Here is a 17,978-nt window from a genome sequence, read left to right as displayed (position 1 = left end):
CATGAGTCTAAGTGATGAAGAACAACTCGACAGTTTAAAGTCGTTTGCCAAAAAATATGGTTCTGCAATGATTAGCGGAATTCTCATTGCCTTGATTGCCTTTTTCGGATGGGAATACTGGCAAAAGAAAAACCTTGCTGAAGCCCAGAACCAAACAGCAAAGGTACAGAAGTTGATGGATGAGGCAAAAGCGGCGTCGGGTCAACCAAATGCTTTTGCCAGCTTATCTGAAACAGCTGATAAAATTGTAAAAGATGACGCTGACTCGGCTCAAGCAATTCAAACACAATTTATTATGGCGAAACTTGCTTACGACAAGCAAGACTATGCTGCAGCTGAAAAAGCCTTGAAGAAAGTTGAAAATGCGAAGGTAAAAGATGCTGGTTTGCTGCAAATTGTTAAAATACGTTTAGCGGATACACAATTGGCGCAAAGCAAATATGATGAAGCTTTGAAAACCTTATCAACGGTGACTGATCCAGCGTTCAAAGCAACAGCAGAAGAGCTGCGCGGTGATATCTTTGTTGCGAAAAAAGACAACGCATCTGCACGTAAAGCGTATCAAAGTGCATGGGATAACTTGCTCGAACGTAAACAAGAGCGTCAGCTTTTACAAATTAAACTCGAAAGTGTTGGCGTTTTAGTAGATGATCCTGATTTTGAGCGCCCGATCTTAGATACCAAAGTGGATGAGTCTTAATGCAGAATAAACTAAAACTACCTTTGGCAATTGCAATTGCTTCAGCTTTATTGGTTGGTTGTTCAAGCAATAAAGTAAAAGAAGTAAAACCAAATCCATTGCCAAAAATCACGCAAGAACAAAATTTAAACCTTGTGTTTTCACAAAGTGTTTCGTCGACTGATGCTGCTGAAGCTTTACGCTTGCAGTTGGATACCGACAATGGTGTGGTTTTTGCGATTGACCCAGATGGTCAGGTGTCTGCTTACAAAGGTAAAGAACGTCTCTGGAAAAGTAAAATTACCAAACAAGAACTCACTGCTGGTGTAGAAGCTGGTGAGGGGATTGTAGTCAGTGGTAATCGCAAAGGTCAGTTATTTGCTTTAGACCAAGCGACTGGTGAACAAAAATGGACAGCGAAATTGTCTGGGGCAATTTTGTCGCCATCACTGATCCAGTCTGGTCGCGTAATTACCATTGCTAATGATGGTACAGTGTTTGCGCATGATGCTGTGACAGGACAACAAGTTTGGGCATATAAGCTCCCGAATGTACAATTCAGTTTGCGTGGGCAACCAGCACCTGTTCGTTTAGACGAGCGTACTGTGTTGATTGGCTCTGCAAATGCCTATATCTATGCTTTGGATATCATTAGCGGTGTGCCACGTTTCCAACGCCGTGTTGCAATCAGTGAAGGTCGTTCAGACATTCAACGTTTGGTGGATGTGGTTGGTGATCCGGTGGTTTCAGGACAATATCTAGTGACGACGAGCTTCCAAGGCCAAGTGACTGTGACTGATCTTGCAACACAACGTGTCGTGTGGAGCGAAGATGCAAGCAGTACCAATAGTGCTGAAGTTGCAGATGATAAAGTCTTTGTTACGACAACAGATGGCAAGTTGAATGCGTATAACTTGGCAACTGGTGAGTTGGTTTGGCAAAATGAAGAATTGCTGAATCGTAAGCTCAGCAATCCTGTAATGCTAGGACAAAACCTTGTTGTAGGTGATTTGGATGGTGTGATTCATCTGATTAATCCAGCCTCAGGTAAGCTAATCGGCCGTGCTAAAACCAGTGGTGAAGTACGTTCATTGCGCGTGATTGATAATCAACTTTATGTTGCAACGCGTAAAGGTGCATTAAGCATCTGGCAGAATCGTTAATTTTTCCTAAATGTGGTAAAATTAAAACAGCGAATTGCACTTTTAACAAATTCTTCGGGGTATTTGTCAGACAAATCCCCGAATTTTTATTATGATCATTTGATCACCAAAATCTTCCCTACAGTTTCTGATACGATGTCATCAATGATGGCTCGTCTGAATTAAGGTTAATTTATGAAACCCGTTATTGCGCTCATTGGTCGACCAAACGTCGGAAAATCAACGCTATTTAACCAAATCACCAAAAGTCGTGATGCTTTGGTTGCCGATTTTGCTGGTTTAACCCGTGACCGTAAATATGGTGATGCTGTTTTTCAAAATAAGTCATTCATTGTCGTAGATACCGGTGGTATCGGTGAGAATGAAGGTGGTATTGATTCGTACATGGCTGAACAGTCGAAAACTGCGATTCATGAAGCAGACATCATTGTTTTTGTTGTGGACGCGCGTGCTGGCCTATTGGCATCAGACGAGCAAATCGCACGTGAACTACGTACACTCGGTAAGAAAGTTTACTTGGTTGCCAATAAAGTGGACGGTGTTCATGCCGAGGCTGCTTTAGTTGAATTCTACAAGCTCGGTATGGGGGAACCCTTACAAGTTGCTGCAAGTCACGGCCGTGGCGTACAGCAAATGCTTGAAGATGTCTTGGCTGAAGTTCCAGAAGATGAAAATCCAGAAGAGCATGACAAAGCAACAGGTTTACGTTTAGCGATTATTGGTCGTCCGAATGTCGGTAAATCAACCTTGGTTAACCGCCTGTTGGGTGAAGACCGTGTGGTTGCATTTGACCAACCCGGAACAACGCGTGATTCGATTTACATCCCGTTTGAACGTGATGGTCGTCAATATACTTTGATTGACACAGCTGGTGTACGTCGTAAAGGCAAAGTAGAGGAAATGATTGAGAAATTCTCAATTGTGAAAACACTACAAGCGATTAAAGATGCACATGTGATTGTGGTGGTACTGGATGCCCGTGAAGGGGTGGTCGAACAAGATTTACATTTGATTGGTTATGCGCTTGAAGCTGGTCGTGCCATGGTGATTGCGATCAACAAATGGGACAACATGACCGAGTATGATCGTAAGCAATGTAAGTTGGATGTAGACCGTCGTTTTGACTTTATTCCTTGGGCGAAAGTACATTTAATCTCGGCATTGCATGGTACTGGCGTAGGGGAAATGTACCCAACCATCCATCGTGCTTATGATTCATCACACTTAAAAGTTTCTCCTGCGAAACTCACTCAAATCTTAAATGATGCGACTGAAGCGCACCAACCGCCGATGATTGGTGGTAAACGAATTAAAATGCGTTATGCGCATATGGGTGGACAAAATCCACCAACAATCGTGATTCATGGTAACAAGGTAGACAAGACACCTGCGGATTATCGTCGTTATTTGGAGAATGTGTTCCGTAAAGTTTATAAACTTGAAGGAACGCCAGTTCGTGTTGATTTTAAAACATCGGACAACCCATTTGAGGGGCGTAAGTCGCAAGTGGATGAACGTGTGGCAGCACGTAAACGTCGTTATGTACAGAAATTCAAAAAAGCAGAAAAGAAATTCAAGCGTTAAGCTGATCTTGATGCCAAAAGCCCAAACTTTGCTTTGGGCTTTTTTATTATAATTTTTAGATAGTTAATATTTATAATATAGTTTTTTGTTTAGTTGAATTTCACATTGAATGGATTTAAAATCATTGAGTAATTAAAATTGTTGTTAAGTTACTGATATTTAGAATAAATATTTTTTTGTTAAAATTGGTGTGAATGCTATAATGCCACCGCCTAAGACCTACTTTTTGTCTGTTTTTTAACCTTATTGGGATTATGCATTGCATGTTGAAACTCCATATAACGCAGCCTCAGCTTATTGATGCTAAGCAAAACTATGCTGCGTTGGATGCTATTCCTGCCATGCAGCGTCGACGACTCTCTGCATTGGCAAAAATGGCTTTGAGTTGTGCCTTGACGAAGCTTGACGGTCAATATGTAGATTATATTGTCTGGGCTTCCCGGTACGGGGACGAACAAAAAACCTTGGATATTCTCCAAGACGTATTACAACAACAAACACCATCACCAACACAATTTTCAACCTCAGTTCACAATGCAATTGCAGGCTTGTATTCGATTCTATGTCGGGATGCGACGCCCTCGACAAGTTTAAGCTGTGAATGGACAGAAGCATTGATTGAGGCTTATGCAATTTTAAAGTCAACACCCTCGGCACAGCGTGTGTTGGTGGTGGCATATGATCAAGCTTTACCAAGTGTTTATGCTGATGCTACTGAGTTCTCTGCATTTGCTTTGGCAGCTATCGTGAGTTTAGAAAATCCCAATCTGGAAGTTTTACAGCTCAGTGGCTCGGAATCATTAGAAAGTTTAGCTTTTTACCAGTTTTGGCAGACTGCAGAAGTAGACCAATCTGTGTTGAGATGGAAAAAATGTTAAAGCTGAATCAGATTAAACAGAAAGCCAATTATGCTTGGCGTGTTGCAGCGACAGGTTTCAGCTTTGCAAGTTTTGGTGCAGGCGGGGTTGGGATTGCAACGGTTATCGCACCTTTGGTTCATTTAAGCAGCCGCAATCCAGTTTTGCGTCAGCAGCGTGCGCAGCAAGTCATTCATTACAGCTTCAAGGGCTTTACTGAAATGATGGTCAAACTTGGCGTAATGACCTACTCCGTAGAGGGGCTGGAAAAACTGCAAAATAGCCGCCAAGAATTAGTCATTGCCAATCACCCGACCTTGATTGATGTGGTGGTGATGATTGGTCTGATGCAACAAGCCAATTGTGTGGTTAAGCAATCATTATGGTCAAATCCCTTTACGCGTGGGCCAGTTCGTAGCGCAGGTTATATTTTAAATGCAGGTTCACAGCAGTTTATTGAGGATTGCGTGGTGCGTTTAAAAGAGCAGGGCGCGGCGTCATTGTTGATCTTTCCTGAAGGAACCCGCACAGAAAAAGGCGAATCTCTGAATGAGTTTCAACGTGGTGCTGCAAATATTGCCATCCGTGCCAATGTGCCAGTGCGTCCAGTGTTGATACGTTGTACACCGTCGACCTTAACCAAAAATGAAAAATGGTATCATGTGCCTGCGCAACCCTTTCATATTGAAATTAAGGTACTCGATGCAATTGAGGTCAAAGACCTATTAGCGGATTCAGACGTTAGCCCTAAGCAGGTACGTCAGTTGAATCAACAGTTTTATCAAATTTTTAATGATGAGTTATCTAAAAATGAGCAATCTTGCTGATGAATTAAAGCAAATGATTATTGATGTTCTCGCACTTGAGGATATTAGCATCAGTGATATTGAAACCGACGCTCCACTTTTTGGTGAGGGTTTGGGTTTAGACTCAATTGATGCTCTAGAGTTGGGCTTGGCATTGAAAAAGCGTTACAACATTCATTTGAATGCCGAGTCAGATGAGACCAAACAACATTTTAAATCAGTTCAAAGTCTGGTGGCTTTGGTTGAAGCACAGCAAGCAGTTTAAGGAGTAGAGCGATGTTAACTCAAGAACAGGTGCTGGCAAAATTAAGAGAATGGATGCAGGATTTATTTGAAATTGAGCCTGACGATATTCAGCTTGATTCAAATTTATATGAAGATCTCGACGTCGACAGTATTGATGCTGTGGATTTAGTGGTGAAAATTAAAGAACTGACTGGCAAGCAAGTGAAGCCAGAAGACTTTAAGGCCGTCAGAACAGTACAAGATGTGGTTGTTGTCATTCAGAATATGACTGCTGAATGAAACATCTGTTCAGAGGGGGCGTGATCACATTTTTTGTGTTATACCCCTTTATAGTCGGATGGAGTCTATCGCATGGTCAGTTTCTCTGGGTCAGTGGTTTACTCGTCGTTCTGGGTATACTTCGTTTAGTCAGTGCGAAAAAAGACTTGATGTTACCTTTGACTGGACTGGCCATTATTTGTGGTGGTTTGAGTCTGCTTTTAAAAGATCATGCCTGGCTAAAGCTTTATCCAGTTGCAATGAGTTTGGGCGCTTTGCTGATCTTTGCCCTGACATTATATAAGCCTCCTTCCATGATCGAGCGTTTTGCCCGTCTGATGGAACCTGATTTACCTGCATCGGGGGTACAGTGGACACGTAAAGTGACTGTGGTCTGGTGTATATTTTTTAGTATCAATGCCCTGATTGCATTGGCAACCTGCTTTGCACCAATGAAGTTTTGGGTGATCTATAATGGTTTTATCTCTTACGTTTTGATGGGGATTTTATTATTGGGTGAGTTTATCTTGCGCAAAAGACATCAACGTTTAAATCAAACAATATCTTAAAATACTATGCCTATCTTCTTTTATAACGATACCGATTCAGCGAAAACGTTTTGTATTAGCGCTGAATTTAAAACCATTTCTTATGCGGACTTTTGGCAAGATGTTGCTGAACAGACAGCGGCTATTCAAAATTTACCTCAACAGATCTGGGCGTTATGGGAGCAGGACAGTTATCAATTTAGTGTCTTGTTTTTTGCAAGCTTGCTCGCGAACAAAAAAATTATTTTACCGCCGCATCGAGTGCGTGATTTAGAGAAACAATTTTTACAGCAAGATATCCATTTTCTTGAACGTCAACCTGTTCATGCATCTTTAAAGCGCAGTGAGCATGAAGCGAACCTGATCAGATTACAAAAAGATGAATTCCTCAATCAGGCGGAAGTGATGTTTTTTACCTCTGGCTCAACAGGGGAACCAAAAAAGATTGAACGGACCTTAAAGCAGCTTTTAAATGAAGTTTCAGGCTTGGCCAGCAGTTTCCAGTTCAATGAAAAAAGTGCTGCGATTGCGACGGTTAGCCACCAACATATCTATGGATTATTGTTTAAGCTGCTTTTACCGTTAGCTACGGGCCGTCCTTTTTTCAATATGCAACTGGCTTTTCCAGAAGATGTTATTCAGGCACAGCAGCGTTTAGCTCAAGCGGGCTGGACCAATTATGTGATCTCAAGTCCTGCCCTATTAAAACGTTGGAGTCAGGATCTCGCCTTAAAACATTGTGAAATGGCCTTTAGCTCAGGTGGAAAACTGGATGCAGGTATTCGTCCGCATCTGAATGTTCCGATTGTGGAAGTTCTGGGTAGCTCTGAAACAGGGGGCATCGCACACCGTCATCAGGATGAGGCCGCTTGGACAGCATTTGATAATGTTGAGATTCAGATTTCAGCAACTACGCAGCTTATGGTGCAAAGTAACCATGCGGGTGAGTCTGGCTGGATCATCACTGGGGATGCTGCTGAATGGATCGATATCAATCTGAAGCAATTTAAACTATTGGGACGACTCGATCGGATTATCAAGCTCGAAGAAAAGCGTTTAAGTCTGGATGCCATTGAACAGCAGATCAATACTTTGCTTGAGGTTGAACAAAGTCATGCCTTGGTGACGGAACATCAGAATCGCCAAATTCTGGTGTGCATTGTGGTGCTTACACCAGCGGCTCAGCAGCAACTGATTAAACTGGGTAAAGCTACATTTGTGAAGAAGTTAAAGCAGCAGCTCCAGTTTCAGCTTGAAACCATTGCGATTCCAAGACAATGGCGTTTCCTCAGTCAGATTCCACAAAATGCGCAGTCAAAACGAGATAAAAACTATTTAAAAGCGCTCTTTGCACCAATGCTACAACCCGTGGTTTTATCACAGTGGCAGGTGCAGGATGAGCAATATCTTTTACTCGAGTTCCCTCCTGAACTGGAATGTTTTAAAGGACATTTTCCGAATCAACCAATTTATCCTGGTGTTGGGCAGATCAGTTTTATTCAACAGTTTGCCAAGAATAGCTGGTCTGATTTAAATGAGTGCCAGGGCTTGGAGCAGATCAAGTTCCAGAATCTGATACGCCCTTATGCAGTGATACAATTAAAATTAACGCGAAAACAGCATAAAATTAGCTTTGAAATGACTGCCGCAGAACAGACTCTGGCTTCTGGTCGTCTTTCGTTTGCCGTTGATGAGGTGTAGGGGCAGTTATGTTGACATATAGCATTGTGATTCCTGTTTATAATCATCCGCATTATCTGGCTGATCTGGTGCAGCATTTATCCCAGTTCCAGTATTCGATCATCTTGGTTAATGATGGCAGTGATGCTGCCTGTACAGCGATTCTGCATCAACTGGCACAACACAATGCTTTGATCGATTTGGTTGAGCATCCAGAAAATTTAGGTAAAGGCCAAGCCGTGATCACGGGCCTGCAACATGCAGCACAACTGGGCATGAGCCATGTATTGCAGATCGATGCAGATGGTCAGCATTGTTGGGACGATGTGGCGAAATTTATTGCGTTATCGCAACAGCATCCACAGGCGATGGTAATTGGGCAACCTGTTTTTGATGCTTCTGTACCTAAAAAGCGCCTCTATGGTCGTTATGTCACACACTTCTGGGTCTGGCTGAATAGCCTGTCTTTTGAGATTAAAGACAGTATGTGCGGTTTCCGCATCTATCCATTGGCGCAAACAATACCGATTCTGAACACAGCCCGATTCCAGCCGCGAATGGGCTTTGATAGTGAGATTTTGGTACGGTTAAAGTGGGAAAATATCCAGTTTGTAAATGTACCGACCAAGGTGATTTATCCTGAACATGGCATTTCTCATTTTAATGTGTGGCGAGATAATCTCGGTTTAAGCAAAGCCCATGCAAGGCTATTTGCTGGCATGCTGATTCGGTTGCCTAAATTAGTCTGGCATAAGATCAAGGCTGACTAATTTTATGGTACAGCACAGAACAGATCGCAGTTGGCACGATATTAAAGAGCGTGGCGGGCTTTTACCCTTGATGCTCATGCTTGGTTTTTATCGTTGTGGCGGGCGCTGGTTATGCCGTGTCGTGCTGTACTTTATTATCATGTGGTATTGGCTCTTTGCCGTGACTGCGCGCAAGGCATCGCTGCAATATTTACAACGTTTGCACCAGTTTGCAGGCACACAATCACCATTTGAAGCGATGCCGAACTGGACCAACAGCTATACGCATTTTATGCAATTCGGCGAATGCATTTTAGATAAAATTGAAGGCTGGTTAGGTCATATTCCTGAACAAAAATTACAGCTATTCGGGCATGAGCATTTTCAGCAGCATTATCAGAAAGGTACGATTATTGTGGTGTCGCATTTTGGCAATATTGAATTGTTGCGTGCGATAAAGTCTGAACATCCACAAAAAATTAACGTGCTGGTCTATCAAAAACACGCGTCTCAATTTAACCAGTTTTTAAAAAAAATTAATGATAAAGCCGATGTGAATTTAATTTCTGTTGATGAGCTGGGAATTGAAACTGCCATATTGTTGCAGGAAAAAATGCAGCAAGGTGAGTGGGTGATCGTGGCCGCAGATCGTGTCCCTGTACAATCAGATCGTGTGCAAAACGTACAGTTTTTAGGTCGAGAAGCGGCTCTACCTCAAGGTGCATGGATTCTGGCAAATTTACTCAAAGTGCCTGTGCTGGCTGTGTTTTGTTATCGTGCCCAGCAAAACTTTCAGGTGCATATTCATTTGATTGCTGAACAGGTCGATTTACCGCGTAAAACCCGTTTAAGCAGCATGCAACTCATCACACAATCCTATGTCAGCGTATTAGAACAGCATTGCTTACGTGCACCGTATCAATGGTTTAATTTTTATCAGTTTTGGACAAAATAACGTGAATGCAAGTCAAATTGAAGCAAGGGCCAAGCCTGTTCTGATTGTAGGGGAACAAGCTCTGAGTATCGAAGATGTGGTGGCCGTTGCCCGACAACAGGTGCAAGTGGCTTTACCTACGTCAACGGCTTGGCGTGAATTGATTCAGCGCGGGGCTGACTTTTTAGATCAGCTGTTGCTGGATGAAGGTGTGATTTATGGCGTGACCACGGGTTATGGCGATTCCTGTCTGGTTGAAATTCCCATGCATCAAGTTAATGAACTGCCTTTGCATTTGTCTCGTTTTCATGGCTGTGGTTTGGGTGAAAATCTGGACCTGATCACTGCCCGTGCGGTTGTGATCACACGTCTTTGCTCATTGGCGCGTGGTTATTCAGGTGTCTCTTTGGTATTGCTGGAGCGTCTGGTCTGGATGCTCAATGAAAATATCATTCCTGTGATTCCATCTGAAGGTTCTGTCGGCGCAAGTGGCGATTTGACCCCTTTATCTTATATTGCTGGTGCTTTGGTCGGCGAGCGGGATGTCTATGCGCAAGGTAAGGTTGTGCCGATCGCCCAAGTCTATGCCGAGAAAGGAATTCAGCCGCTCATCTTGCGCCCGAAAGAAGGATTGGCACTGATGAATGGTACCGCTGTGATGACGGCGATTGCCTGCTTAAACTATAAAAAAGCAGAGCAGGTAGCATTGGCAAGTACCTTGATTACGGCCTTAAATGTACTGGCACTTGAAGGGAATCCAAGTCATTTTGATGAAGTTCTATTTGCACAAAAACCGCATCAGGGGCAGCAGCTGATTGCACAGCAACTACGTGAATGGCTGAATAGTGAAGTACAAACAGCACATCAAAGTCCACGTTTGCAGGATCGTTATTCCTTACGTTGTGCACCACATATTATTGGGGTGTTTGAAGATTCAAAAACATGGTTGCGCCAGTTTATTGAAAATGAATTAAATTCCAGCAATGATAACCCATTGATCGATCCTGTGAACTTACGGGTGCTGCATGGTGGTCATTTCTATGGCGGGCATATTGCACAGGCCATGGACAGTTTAAAGATCATGATTGCCAATATTGCGGATCTGATGGATCGCCAAATTGCACAACTGGTTGATCATAAAATGAATCATGGATTGCCGCGTAATCTGACAGGCTCTGGTGCAGACCGCTTACCACTAAATCATGGTTTTAAAGCCGTACAAATCGGGGTGTCAGCCTGGACTGCCGAAGCATTGAAGCATACTTTAGCAGCGTCTATTTTTTCTCGTTCTACTGAATGTCATAATCAGGACAAAGTGAGTATGGGCACCATTGCAGCACGGGATGCAACTCGTGTGATTACCTTGACTCAGCAGGTTCTGGCGGCATTATGTTGTGCCAGTGTGCAGGCTGTACATTTGAAAGGTGTTGAATCTCAATTAAGCCCGCCTTTAAAAGCTTTTGTTGAGTGGACCTTACAAAGTTTTGCACTACTGCAAGAAGATCGTCCTTTACAAACTGAACTACAACAGATAATCGATCGTTTCGACAACTTTGAATTGTTTAATCAATTCCAGCAACAGGTCTAGGAGCGCACAATGCAGGCAGATGTAATCATTGAAATTCCGTTTCATGATGTCGATACCATGAATGTGGTCTGGCATGGACATTATTTAAAGTATTTTGAAATCGCCCGTTGTAAGTTGCTGGAACAGTTTAATTATAACTACAACCAGATGAGAGCATCAGGCTACGCATGGCCCGTGATTGAAAGTCATGTACGTTATGTACAAGGCATTGAGTTTGAGCAGAAAATCAAAGTCCGTGCCATTTTGAAAGAATGGGAAAATCGTTTAAAAATCGAGTATTTGATTCTGGATGCAGAAACTGGACGCCGTTTAACCAAGGGCTATACCACACAAGTTGCGGTGAACATTGCCAATCGTGAAATGTGTTTCCAGTCCCCGCAAGTTTTACTGGACTGTTTGAATGCTTGGGATGCATTTAAGGAGCATCATCATGATTAATCTGCTCTCGAACGTCTTACAGCGCCTGCTGCAAAAACGTCACTGGTTAGCACTGCACAGTGTTGTTTGGAGTTTATTGCTCGGTTTCAGTGTGGCTGCTTCTGCCAATACCGAACAGGTATCTTCAATTTTTAAGCAGCTGTCTAAAAGTGACATTGTACGCGCTGATTTTGAACAGCAAAAGAAACTTGCCAGTTTGAATAAAACCTTTACTTCTAATGGTGCCTTGACCTTTGCTAAATCTAATGGCGTGCTGTGGCAAATTAAGCGTCCTGTTCAGGCAGATCTGATCGTTACGCAAAAGAAACTCGTCCAGAAAACACAGAGAACCTATAGCCAGATTCAGATTGATCAGTCACCTTATAGTTCTGTTGCAACTTTATTTTTACAGTTGATGTCTGGTGATGAAAAGGCACTGGCGAAGAATTTTAATGTCGTTTCAGCGGATTATCGACCAACAGGCTGGAATATTGCGTTAACGCCTAAATCTTCACTATTTAAAAAGCTGTTTGTGCGAATAGATGCACAAGGACAGCAATATGTAAATAAAATTGTGATTCAGGAACAGGCCAATAACAGCACCACGATTTTATTCCGTAATCAAATGACTCAACAGAATCAACTGACGGCTGCTGAAGATGCGCTTTTCCAATTGGCAAAATAAATTTACTGCCATCTGGTTAGTTCTTTTAACCATTGTTGGACTTGCGCTTGCAGTCGCATGGTTGAAAAAGGATATTCATATCCAGACCAATATTTTTGCTTTGTTGCCTGAAACACAGCAAAATCCTGAACTCACGCAAACTCAGAAATATATAAGCGATCAACTGAATGAGAAAGTTTTTGTCGTTTTAGAAAGTTCCGATCAACAGGCCTTAGCGCAAGCGACTCAACTGTTCCAGCAGAAACTGCAACAGAGTGATCTGTGGCAGCCGCTGAAGCCACAACTCGATTTAGAACAATTTTCCAAACAGTTGTATCAGCATCGGGTAGGCTTACTGAGCCAGCAAGATCGGCAGTTCTTACAGCAACAGGATTATGAAGCACTGACTGAGCAAAGCTTGATGCAACTCATGAGTGTCGGCATGCCGATTACCGCGACCTCATTACAGCAGGATCCATTGCTGTTATTTCCACGTTATATGCTAAATGTGGTAGGTCAGGCGGGAAGTCAAATCGAGCTGGAAGATGGTTTTGCAACCATTCATGATGAGCAAAAGACCTCACGCTTATTGGTTCTGCAATTAAAACAGAGTCCTTATAACATTGATTATCAGGAACAGGTCAGCGCTTGGATTGAACAGCTACAGCCCGAGCTGAGTAGGTTGCAGGTTCAATCGCATTGGACGGGGACCATTTTATTTTCTAATTATGGAACCCAGTCGGCCAAGCAGGAAATTTCAACTATTGGCCTCGGTTCGACATTGGGTTTAATCCTCTTGGTCTGGTTTGGCTTTCGTTCATTCAGGCCACTCATCACTGAATTTATCGCTGTATCAACAGGGAGCTTGTTGGCATTTGCAGTGACCCATCTGGTGTTTGGGGAAATTCACTTGATGACGCTGGTGTTTGGGGCCAGTCTCATCGGGGTCTGCGTCGATTTTTCTTTCTATTTTATGGCGATGCAATCGCAGCACCGTCAACTGGATGGCTTTAAAATTCTAACCCCTTTGTTACCCAGCTTGTTTATGGGTTTAATGACAACGGTGGTGGCCTATATCTTTCTGAGCTTTACGCCGTTTCCGGCCTTTAGGCAAATTGCGGTGTTTTCAATTGTTGGTTTGGTCGCAGCCTGGATCACCAGTGTGTTGCTCCTACCGCGCTTAGCTCCGCTGAATGCACAAGCAGCAATTCGACGCTTAGCTTGGATTGGAATGGCCAGACAATGGTTTCAGCAACATCAAAAACTACGCTATGGCTTTATTTTGAGTATTTTGCTGATCGGAGGAGGCAGCCTATTTGCTTTGCAATCCAATGATGATATTCGAAACTTGCAAAGTATGGATGCCAAGCTGAAACAGGAAGATCAATATATTCGTTCCTTGTTTGCCCAGCAGCAAAGCAGTGATTATTTTGTTGTGCGTGCACATTCTAGTGCTGAGCTTGAGCAGCAGGAAGCACAATTGATTGATCAATTGCAGCAATTGCAAACTCAGGGGCAGATTGACGGTTTTCAAGCTTTGGGACAATGGATTCCGCCTTTGGCCCAGCAGCAACAAAATGTGCAACTACTTCAGCAGATTCCTGCAACCGCATTGAAAAAGTATGCGGAAAGCATGGGTTTAAATTTTGCGGATCTACTGCAATGGCAACAACAATTGCAGCAGCAACCTTTACTCACAGCACAGGTGTTTCAACAACATCCCTTGGCATTTTTACAGCTCAGTCCTACCGAGCGTCTGGTTATGGTTCGTGGGGTGAAGCAGGCGCAGCGATTAAAGCAATTGGAATCCGCACAGATTGATTTCCAACAACCCGTCAGCACACTGTCTAGTGCGTTTGCACAGCATCGTCAGCAAGCGCAGCATTTATTGATCTATGCCTTATTGGGATTGGCGCTGGGTTTGGGCTTGGTCTATGGCAGGCGTTCGATTATGCCGCTGGTTTTGCCTGTGACTTTGGCGCTGATCAGTACCTTTGCGGTACAGGCATGGTTGGGTGTGGAAATTAACTTGTTCAGTATTATGGGAACCTTCTTGATCATTGGGATTGGTGTGGATTATGCGATTTTCTATCGGCATGGACATGACCATCCACAGGTGGTTGGCATGGCGCTGTTTTTGTGTATGATGTCGACCTTATTGGGCTTTGGACTCTTATCATTGAGTCATACTTATGCGATTCATTGCTTCGGTCTAACCGTTTTATTGGGTGTGATCTTTTCATTTGTTTATGCAACTTTGCTTACACCAGCTGATCAGCACCATATTGTGAATTTAGAAGAGCATTAAAAATTTTAATTTTTTGGGGGCAATGATGATACAAACAGCCGATGTGGTAATTATTGGTGCTGGACCTTCTGGCGGTTCAGCCGCAGCCTTGCTTCGTCAAAAAGGTTATGCGGTCACGGTGATTGAAAAACAATATTTTCCACGCTTTTCAATTGGTGAATCTTTATTACCGCAGTGCATGGTGTTTTTGGAAGAAGCAGGCTTATTAGAAACCGTACGTGAGCATGTTCAATCCCGCGCCTTTCAGTTTAAAAATGGTGCGGCATTTTTGTGTGGTGAAAAACGTAGCCATTATGATTTCACTGAAAAATTTAGCGAAGGGCCTGGCACCACTTGGCAAGTTCGCCGAGCTGATTTCGATCACTTACTGGCTCAACAAGCACAGCACTATGGTGCGGATATTCGTTTTGGACATGAAGTTGTTGCGATCGATGTCGAGGTGGAACACCCTGTTTTAACCGTGCTAGATGAGGCACAGCAACGCTATCAGATTCAAGCCAAGTTTTTATTGGATGCCAGTGGTTTTGGCCGTATCTTACCGAAGTTTCTAGATTTAGAAAGCCCATCCAATTTCCCAGTGCGTCGTGCCTTGTTTACCCATATTGAAGATGGGATTGGCGATCGTGCTGATTTTGACCGTGACAAAATTTTAATTACCGTGCATGAAAAAGACCGTCGTGCTTGGTATTGGCTGATTCCTTTTGCCGATGGTCGTGCTTCCTTTGGTGTGGTGGCAGAGCAGGATTTCTTTGATCATTATCAGGTTGAAGATGCCGCTCAGAATGAACCAGATGTGTTATTGAAACGGATTCTAGATGATGATGCTGCGTTATCTGAGGTCTTAGCACAGGCGAAATTTGATACGCCTGTACGTACCTTGGTTGGTTATTCGGCAAACGTCAAACATTTGGCAGGTCGGAATTATGCCTTGCTCGGCAATGCAGGCGAGTTTCTCGATCCTGTATTTTCATCGGGAGTGACCATTGCCTTGAAATCTTCCAGTCTGGCAATTCCTTTAGTTGATCGAGTGTTGCAAGGTGAACAGGTGGATTGGATGCAGGAGTACGAATTACCGCTGCGTAAAGGGATTAAAGTGTTTCGTGCTTATGTAGAGTCTTGGTACGAAGGTGAGTTTCAGGATGTGGTGTTCGCGAGTAATCAAAATGACAACATTCGTCGTATGGTTTCATCATTACTGGCAGGTTATGCATGGGATGATCAAAATCCGATTCATAAAAATGCCAAACGCCGTTTAAGCACCTTGGCCGAGTATTGTCGTGAAGGCGTCGCGCAAGAGAAGGCCTTAGAGGTTTAATATGCAACGGATCTGGATCAGCATATTATGCTGTAGCATGTTGCTGTTGAGTGGCTGTCAACTGACGCCCCATGCACAGGGGCTAAAAAGCAGTCATTGGCCAGCACAGCAATATCAACGGCAAGATCAAGTTGAAGTGCAGTGGAAGGATAAAAGCTTTAGCTTCTTACTGTATCAACAGCAGCAAGGTCAGCAACTCAGTCTGCTTGCTTTGGGTTTAACTGGACAGCCTTTGTTCCAATTACAGTTTGATGGGCAGCAGGTCAAGGTACAGCAACGCATTGATCAGATGCGTCTACTGCCTTTTGAGTTTGTGGTTCGAGATCTGTTATTCGCAACCTATCCTCAGTTTGCTCAGTTAGGACAACAGTCTGTTCGGGTACAACAATCGGCAACGCAGCAGCAAGTTTTTATTGCTGAAAAGGCTGTACTAGCAATTCAAACTCAAGACAAGGGCATTGAGCTTGATAATCTGCAGGTACCGTACCGCATGACCTTGAGTCCGATTGAAAATACCTTGAATGGCGATCAATCTGAGCAAGGAGTGCAGCCATGAGTCAATCTTTATCTCAATTGCAAGCAGTTGGTATTCCTGTAAGTGTTGGGCTGTCCGCATTAGGTCAGAATCTTCAGCACATTCATGAACGTTTAACGACTCCTGACAATACCTTGATACTGGAAGCAGGATTTTTAGCCGATCGTGCTGTTTGGGTAGGGCGTTATGCAGATGCCTTAATTGAAACAGTACCAGAATCTTTAAAGACATTTGATTCGCGGAATCTACGTTTTGCCTTGACTGCGCTGCAAAAAATTGAGACTGAACTTCAACAGCAGATCGCCCATATTGATCTAACCCGTTTAAGTATTGTGATGGGGACCTCGACTTCGGGAATATCCGACAGTGAGCTTTTACTGAAACAATATTTTGATGGAAATGACACTATTGAAATTTTGCATCAACCGCAGGAAATGGGCTGCCTAGCCAAAGCTTTACAAGGCTATCTCGGTTGGCGAGGGGCGGCTTATACCATTTCGACGGCCTGTTCTTCTAGTGCCAAAGCCTTTGCCGCAGGACAACGTTTAATTCAGGCTGGTTTGGCTGATGCCGTATTGGTTGGCGGCGTCGATACCTTATGCCAACTGACCTTAAATGGTTTTAATAGTTTGGAAAGTTTATCAGCAGATATTTGCCAACCCTGCGGTGTCAATCGTGATGGCATTAATATTGGCGAAGCCGCAGCTTTATTTTTGCTGACCAAAGCTTCTGCACCAATCATGTTATATGGTGTGGGTGAATCGATGGATGCATGGCATATTTCTGCGCCGCACCCTGAAGGTTTGGGTGCAGCGATCGCGATGCAGCGCGCCTTGGACAGTGCAGCGATAACAGCGCAAGAGGTAGGGTATATCAATTTGCATGGAACTGCCACACCGCAAAATGATGCGATGGAAATCAAAGCTGTTCGACAAGTTTTCCAAGGCTTGAATGTGCCCTTAAGTAGTACCAAGCATAAAACCGGACATTGTTTGGGAGCGGCAGGCGCGATAGAGGCTTTTATTTGTACCCAGCTATTAAAAGATCAAAGCGGCTTACCCTTACATCAACTGGTTGAGATTGATCCTGAGCTTGTGGATCAAAACTATGTAACAGATGCTCGGCAGACAGAGAACATTCGCTATGTGTTGAGTAATTCTTTTGCCTTTGGTGGCAGCAATATCAGTTTGTTATTTGGAGTACAGCACTAAATGAAATTAGATGCGAGTGAATATATTCCACATGAACAACCTATGGTCTTTATTGATCATTTGCTAGAAGTCAAAGACGGTTATGCCATTGCCGAATTGACCATTCGTCCTGAATTAATGTTCTGTGAGGCAGAGGGTTTGCCGACTTGGGCAAGTATTGAAATTATGGCGCAAACTATTAGTGCCTATTCAGGTTGGATGGGGCAACAACTACAGCAAGCACCGAAACTGGGTTTTTTGTTGGGGACACGCAAGCTGCAGTTACCCTTTGCGTATTTTGCGCTTGGACAGACCTTGAGGATTCGGGTCGAGCAGCAATATCTGCATGAAGGTCTGGGGCAGTTTTCTTGCGAGATTGATGGGGCTGAGCAGGTGATCAGTGCCTTACTCAGTGTTTATGAACCGACTGATCAATCGACATTGGCATTATAGTTTT

The 17,978-nt window shown here is 43.5% G+C and carries 19 protein-coding genes; all 19 read left to right on the top strand.

Annotated elements, in window-relative coordinates; genetic code table 11:
- Position 1: 1 nt before the first annotated feature.
- The 19 genes from GBI66_RS17175 to GBI66_RS17085 all read left to right on the top strand — a co-directional run bounded on the left by GBI66_RS17175 (position 2) and on the right by GBI66_RS17085 (position 17,974).
- Positions 2 to 700, top strand: a complete 699-nt coding sequence (locus GBI66_RS17175; protein WP_005193190.1) for a tetratricopeptide repeat protein — start codon at positions 2 to 4, stop codon at positions 698 to 700.
- Positions 700 to 1,842: an outer membrane protein assembly factor BamB gene (gene bamB, locus GBI66_RS17170; protein WP_151716928.1), complete on the top strand. Its 1,143-nt coding sequence runs from the start codon at positions 700 to 702 to the stop codon at positions 1,840 to 1,842. Before GBI66_RS17175 ends, bamB begins: the two co-directional genes overlap by 1 nt.
- Positions 1,843 to 2,016: 174 nt before the next feature.
- Positions 2,017 to 3,426 (top strand): ribosome biogenesis GTPase Der, encoded by a 1,410-nt coding sequence (der, locus tag GBI66_RS17165; RefSeq protein ID WP_004652520.1) that lies wholly within the window; start codon positions 2,017 to 2,019, stop codon positions 3,424 to 3,426.
- A 263-nt stretch (positions 3,427 to 3,689) separates the two neighbouring features.
- Positions 3,690 to 4,304, top strand: a complete 615-nt coding sequence (locus tag GBI66_RS17160) for a beta-ketoacyl synthase chain length factor (protein ID WP_151716927.1) — start codon at positions 3,690 to 3,692, stop codon at positions 4,302 to 4,304.
- On the top strand, positions 4,289 to 5,110 hold the full coding sequence (locus GBI66_RS17155; protein ID WP_151716926.1) for a 1-acyl-sn-glycerol-3-phosphate acyltransferase: 822 nt from the start codon (positions 4,289 to 4,291) through the stop codon (positions 5,108 to 5,110). Before GBI66_RS17160 ends, GBI66_RS17155 begins: the two co-directional genes overlap by 16 nt.
- Positions 5,094 to 5,354, top strand: a complete 261-nt coding sequence (locus GBI66_RS17150) for a phosphopantetheine-binding protein (protein WP_004775609.1) — start codon at positions 5,094 to 5,096, stop codon at positions 5,352 to 5,354. Before GBI66_RS17155 ends, GBI66_RS17150 begins: the two co-directional genes overlap by 17 nt.
- Positions 5,355 to 5,365: 11 nt before the next feature.
- Positions 5,366 to 5,614 carry an acyl carrier protein gene (locus GBI66_RS17145; RefSeq protein ID WP_005193178.1) on the top strand — a complete coding sequence of 83 codons (249 nt, stop codon included), beginning with the start codon at positions 5,366 to 5,368 and terminating at the stop codon, positions 5,612 to 5,614.
- The gene (locus tag GBI66_RS17140) at positions 5,611 to 6,162 is read left to right on the top strand and encodes a septation protein IspZ (protein WP_171494332.1); all 552 of its coding nucleotides are present in this window, start codon (positions 5,611 to 5,613) and stop codon (positions 6,160 to 6,162) included. Before GBI66_RS17145 ends, GBI66_RS17140 begins: the two co-directional genes overlap by 4 nt.
- Positions 6,163 to 6,168: 6 nt before the next feature.
- Positions 6,169 to 7,842: an AMP-binding protein gene (locus GBI66_RS17135; protein WP_151716925.1), complete on the top strand. Its 1,674-nt coding sequence runs from the start codon at positions 6,169 to 6,171 to the stop codon at positions 7,840 to 7,842.
- Positions 7,843 to 7,850: 8 nt separating this feature from the next.
- Positions 7,851 to 8,591: a glycosyltransferase family 2 protein gene (locus GBI66_RS17130; RefSeq protein WP_151716924.1), complete on the top strand. Its 741-nt coding sequence runs from the start codon at positions 7,851 to 7,853 to the stop codon at positions 8,589 to 8,591.
- Between the two features lie 4 nt (positions 8,592 to 8,595).
- Positions 8,596 to 9,525 carry an acyltransferase gene (locus GBI66_RS17125; RefSeq protein WP_151716923.1) on the top strand — a complete coding sequence of 310 codons (930 nt, stop codon included), beginning with the start codon at positions 8,596 to 8,598 and terminating at the stop codon, positions 9,523 to 9,525.
- 1 nt (position 9,526) lies between these two features.
- Complete coding sequence (gene hutH / locus GBI66_RS17120) at positions 9,527 to 11,092, top strand: histidine ammonia-lyase (RefSeq protein ID WP_151716922.1); 1,566 nt, start codon at positions 9,527 to 9,529, stop codon at positions 11,090 to 11,092.
- Between the two features lie 9 nt (positions 11,093 to 11,101).
- A complete protein-coding gene (locus GBI66_RS17115; protein ID WP_004775601.1) occupies positions 11,102 to 11,530 on the top strand; it encodes a thioesterase family protein in 429 nt (142 codons plus the stop codon).
- On the top strand, positions 11,523 to 12,194 hold the full coding sequence (locus GBI66_RS17110; RefSeq protein WP_151716921.1) for an outer membrane lipoprotein carrier protein LolA: 672 nt from the start codon (positions 11,523 to 11,525) through the stop codon (positions 12,192 to 12,194). Before GBI66_RS17115 ends, GBI66_RS17110 begins: the two co-directional genes overlap by 8 nt.
- Positions 12,169 to 14,481 (top strand): MMPL family transporter, encoded by a 2,313-nt coding sequence (locus GBI66_RS17105; protein WP_151716920.1) that lies wholly within the window; start codon positions 12,169 to 12,171, stop codon positions 14,479 to 14,481. Before GBI66_RS17110 ends, GBI66_RS17105 begins: the two co-directional genes overlap by 26 nt.
- A gap of 25 nt (positions 14,482 to 14,506) precedes the next feature.
- Positions 14,507 to 15,796: an NAD(P)/FAD-dependent oxidoreductase gene (locus GBI66_RS17100; protein WP_151716940.1), complete on the top strand. Its 1,290-nt coding sequence runs from the start codon at positions 14,507 to 14,509 to the stop codon at positions 15,794 to 15,796.
- Between the two features lies 1 nt (position 15,797).
- Entirely contained in the window at positions 15,798 to 16,352 is a 555-nt protein-coding gene (locus GBI66_RS17095; protein WP_151716919.1) for a DUF3261 domain-containing protein, read from the top strand.
- Positions 16,349 to 17,542 carry a beta-ketoacyl-[acyl-carrier-protein] synthase family protein gene (locus tag GBI66_RS17090; protein ID WP_151716918.1) on the top strand — a complete coding sequence of 398 codons (1,194 nt, stop codon included), beginning with the start codon at positions 16,349 to 16,351 and terminating at the stop codon, positions 17,540 to 17,542. The genes GBI66_RS17095 and GBI66_RS17090 overlap by 4 nt, the downstream gene beginning before the upstream one ends.
- Positions 17,543 to 17,974, top strand: a complete 432-nt coding sequence (locus GBI66_RS17085; RefSeq protein ID WP_151716917.1) for a 3-hydroxylacyl-ACP dehydratase — start codon at positions 17,543 to 17,545, stop codon at positions 17,972 to 17,974. It abuts the gene before it with no gap.
- Positions 17,975 to 17,978: the final 4 nt, after the last annotated feature.

The sequence above is a fragment of the Acinetobacter sp. TUM15071 genome (genome assembly GCF_008980925.1).
In the GTDB taxonomy this organism is placed as follows: domain Bacteria; phylum Pseudomonadota; class Gammaproteobacteria; order Pseudomonadales; family Moraxellaceae; genus Acinetobacter; species Acinetobacter dispersus.
Note: the sequence above shows the minus strand (reverse complement) of the source record. Positions and strands in the feature narration are given on the sequence as shown.

Coding starts and splice junctions, on each gene's coding strand:
- GBI66_RS17175 (WP_005193190.1), top strand. CDS start 2: ATGAGTCTAAGTGATGAAGAACAACTCGACAGTTTAAAGTCGTTTGCC.
- bamB (WP_151716928.1), top strand. CDS start 700: ATGCAGAATAAACTAAAACTACCTTTGGCAATTGCAATTGCTTCAGCT.
- der (WP_004652520.1), top strand. CDS start 2,017: ATGAAACCCGTTATTGCGCTCATTGGTCGACCAAACGTCGGAAAATCA.
- GBI66_RS17160 (WP_151716927.1), top strand. CDS start 3,690: ATGTTGAAACTCCATATAACGCAGCCTCAGCTTATTGATGCTAAGCAA.
- GBI66_RS17155 (WP_151716926.1), top strand. CDS start 4,289: ATGGAAAAAATGTTAAAGCTGAATCAGATTAAACAGAAAGCCAATTAT.
- GBI66_RS17150 (WP_004775609.1), top strand. CDS start 5,094: ATGAGCAATCTTGCTGATGAATTAAAGCAAATGATTATTGATGTTCTC.
- GBI66_RS17145 (WP_005193178.1), top strand. CDS start 5,366: ATGTTAACTCAAGAACAGGTGCTGGCAAAATTAAGAGAATGGATGCAG.
- GBI66_RS17140 (WP_171494332.1), top strand. CDS start 5,611: ATGAAACATCTGTTCAGAGGGGGCGTGATCACATTTTTTGTGTTATAC.
- GBI66_RS17135 (WP_151716925.1), top strand. CDS start 6,169: ATGCCTATCTTCTTTTATAACGATACCGATTCAGCGAAAACGTTTTGT.
- GBI66_RS17130 (WP_151716924.1), top strand. CDS start 7,851: ATGTTGACATATAGCATTGTGATTCCTGTTTATAATCATCCGCATTAT.
- GBI66_RS17125 (WP_151716923.1), top strand. CDS start 8,596: ATGGTACAGCACAGAACAGATCGCAGTTGGCACGATATTAAAGAGCGT.
- GBI66_RS17115 (WP_004775601.1), top strand. CDS start 11,102: ATGCAGGCAGATGTAATCATTGAAATTCCGTTTCATGATGTCGATACC.
- GBI66_RS17110 (WP_151716921.1), top strand. CDS start 11,523: ATGATTAATCTGCTCTCGAACGTCTTACAGCGCCTGCTGCAAAAACGT.
- GBI66_RS17105 (WP_151716920.1), top strand. CDS start 12,169: ATGCGCTTTTCCAATTGGCAAAATAAATTTACTGCCATCTGGTTAGTT.
- GBI66_RS17100 (WP_151716940.1), top strand. CDS start 14,507: ATGATACAAACAGCCGATGTGGTAATTATTGGTGCTGGACCTTCTGGC.
- GBI66_RS17095 (WP_151716919.1), top strand. CDS start 15,798: ATGCAACGGATCTGGATCAGCATATTATGCTGTAGCATGTTGCTGTTG.
- GBI66_RS17090 (WP_151716918.1), top strand. CDS start 16,349: ATGAGTCAATCTTTATCTCAATTGCAAGCAGTTGGTATTCCTGTAAGT.
- GBI66_RS17085 (WP_151716917.1), top strand. CDS start 17,543: ATGAAATTAGATGCGAGTGAATATATTCCACATGAACAACCTATGGTC.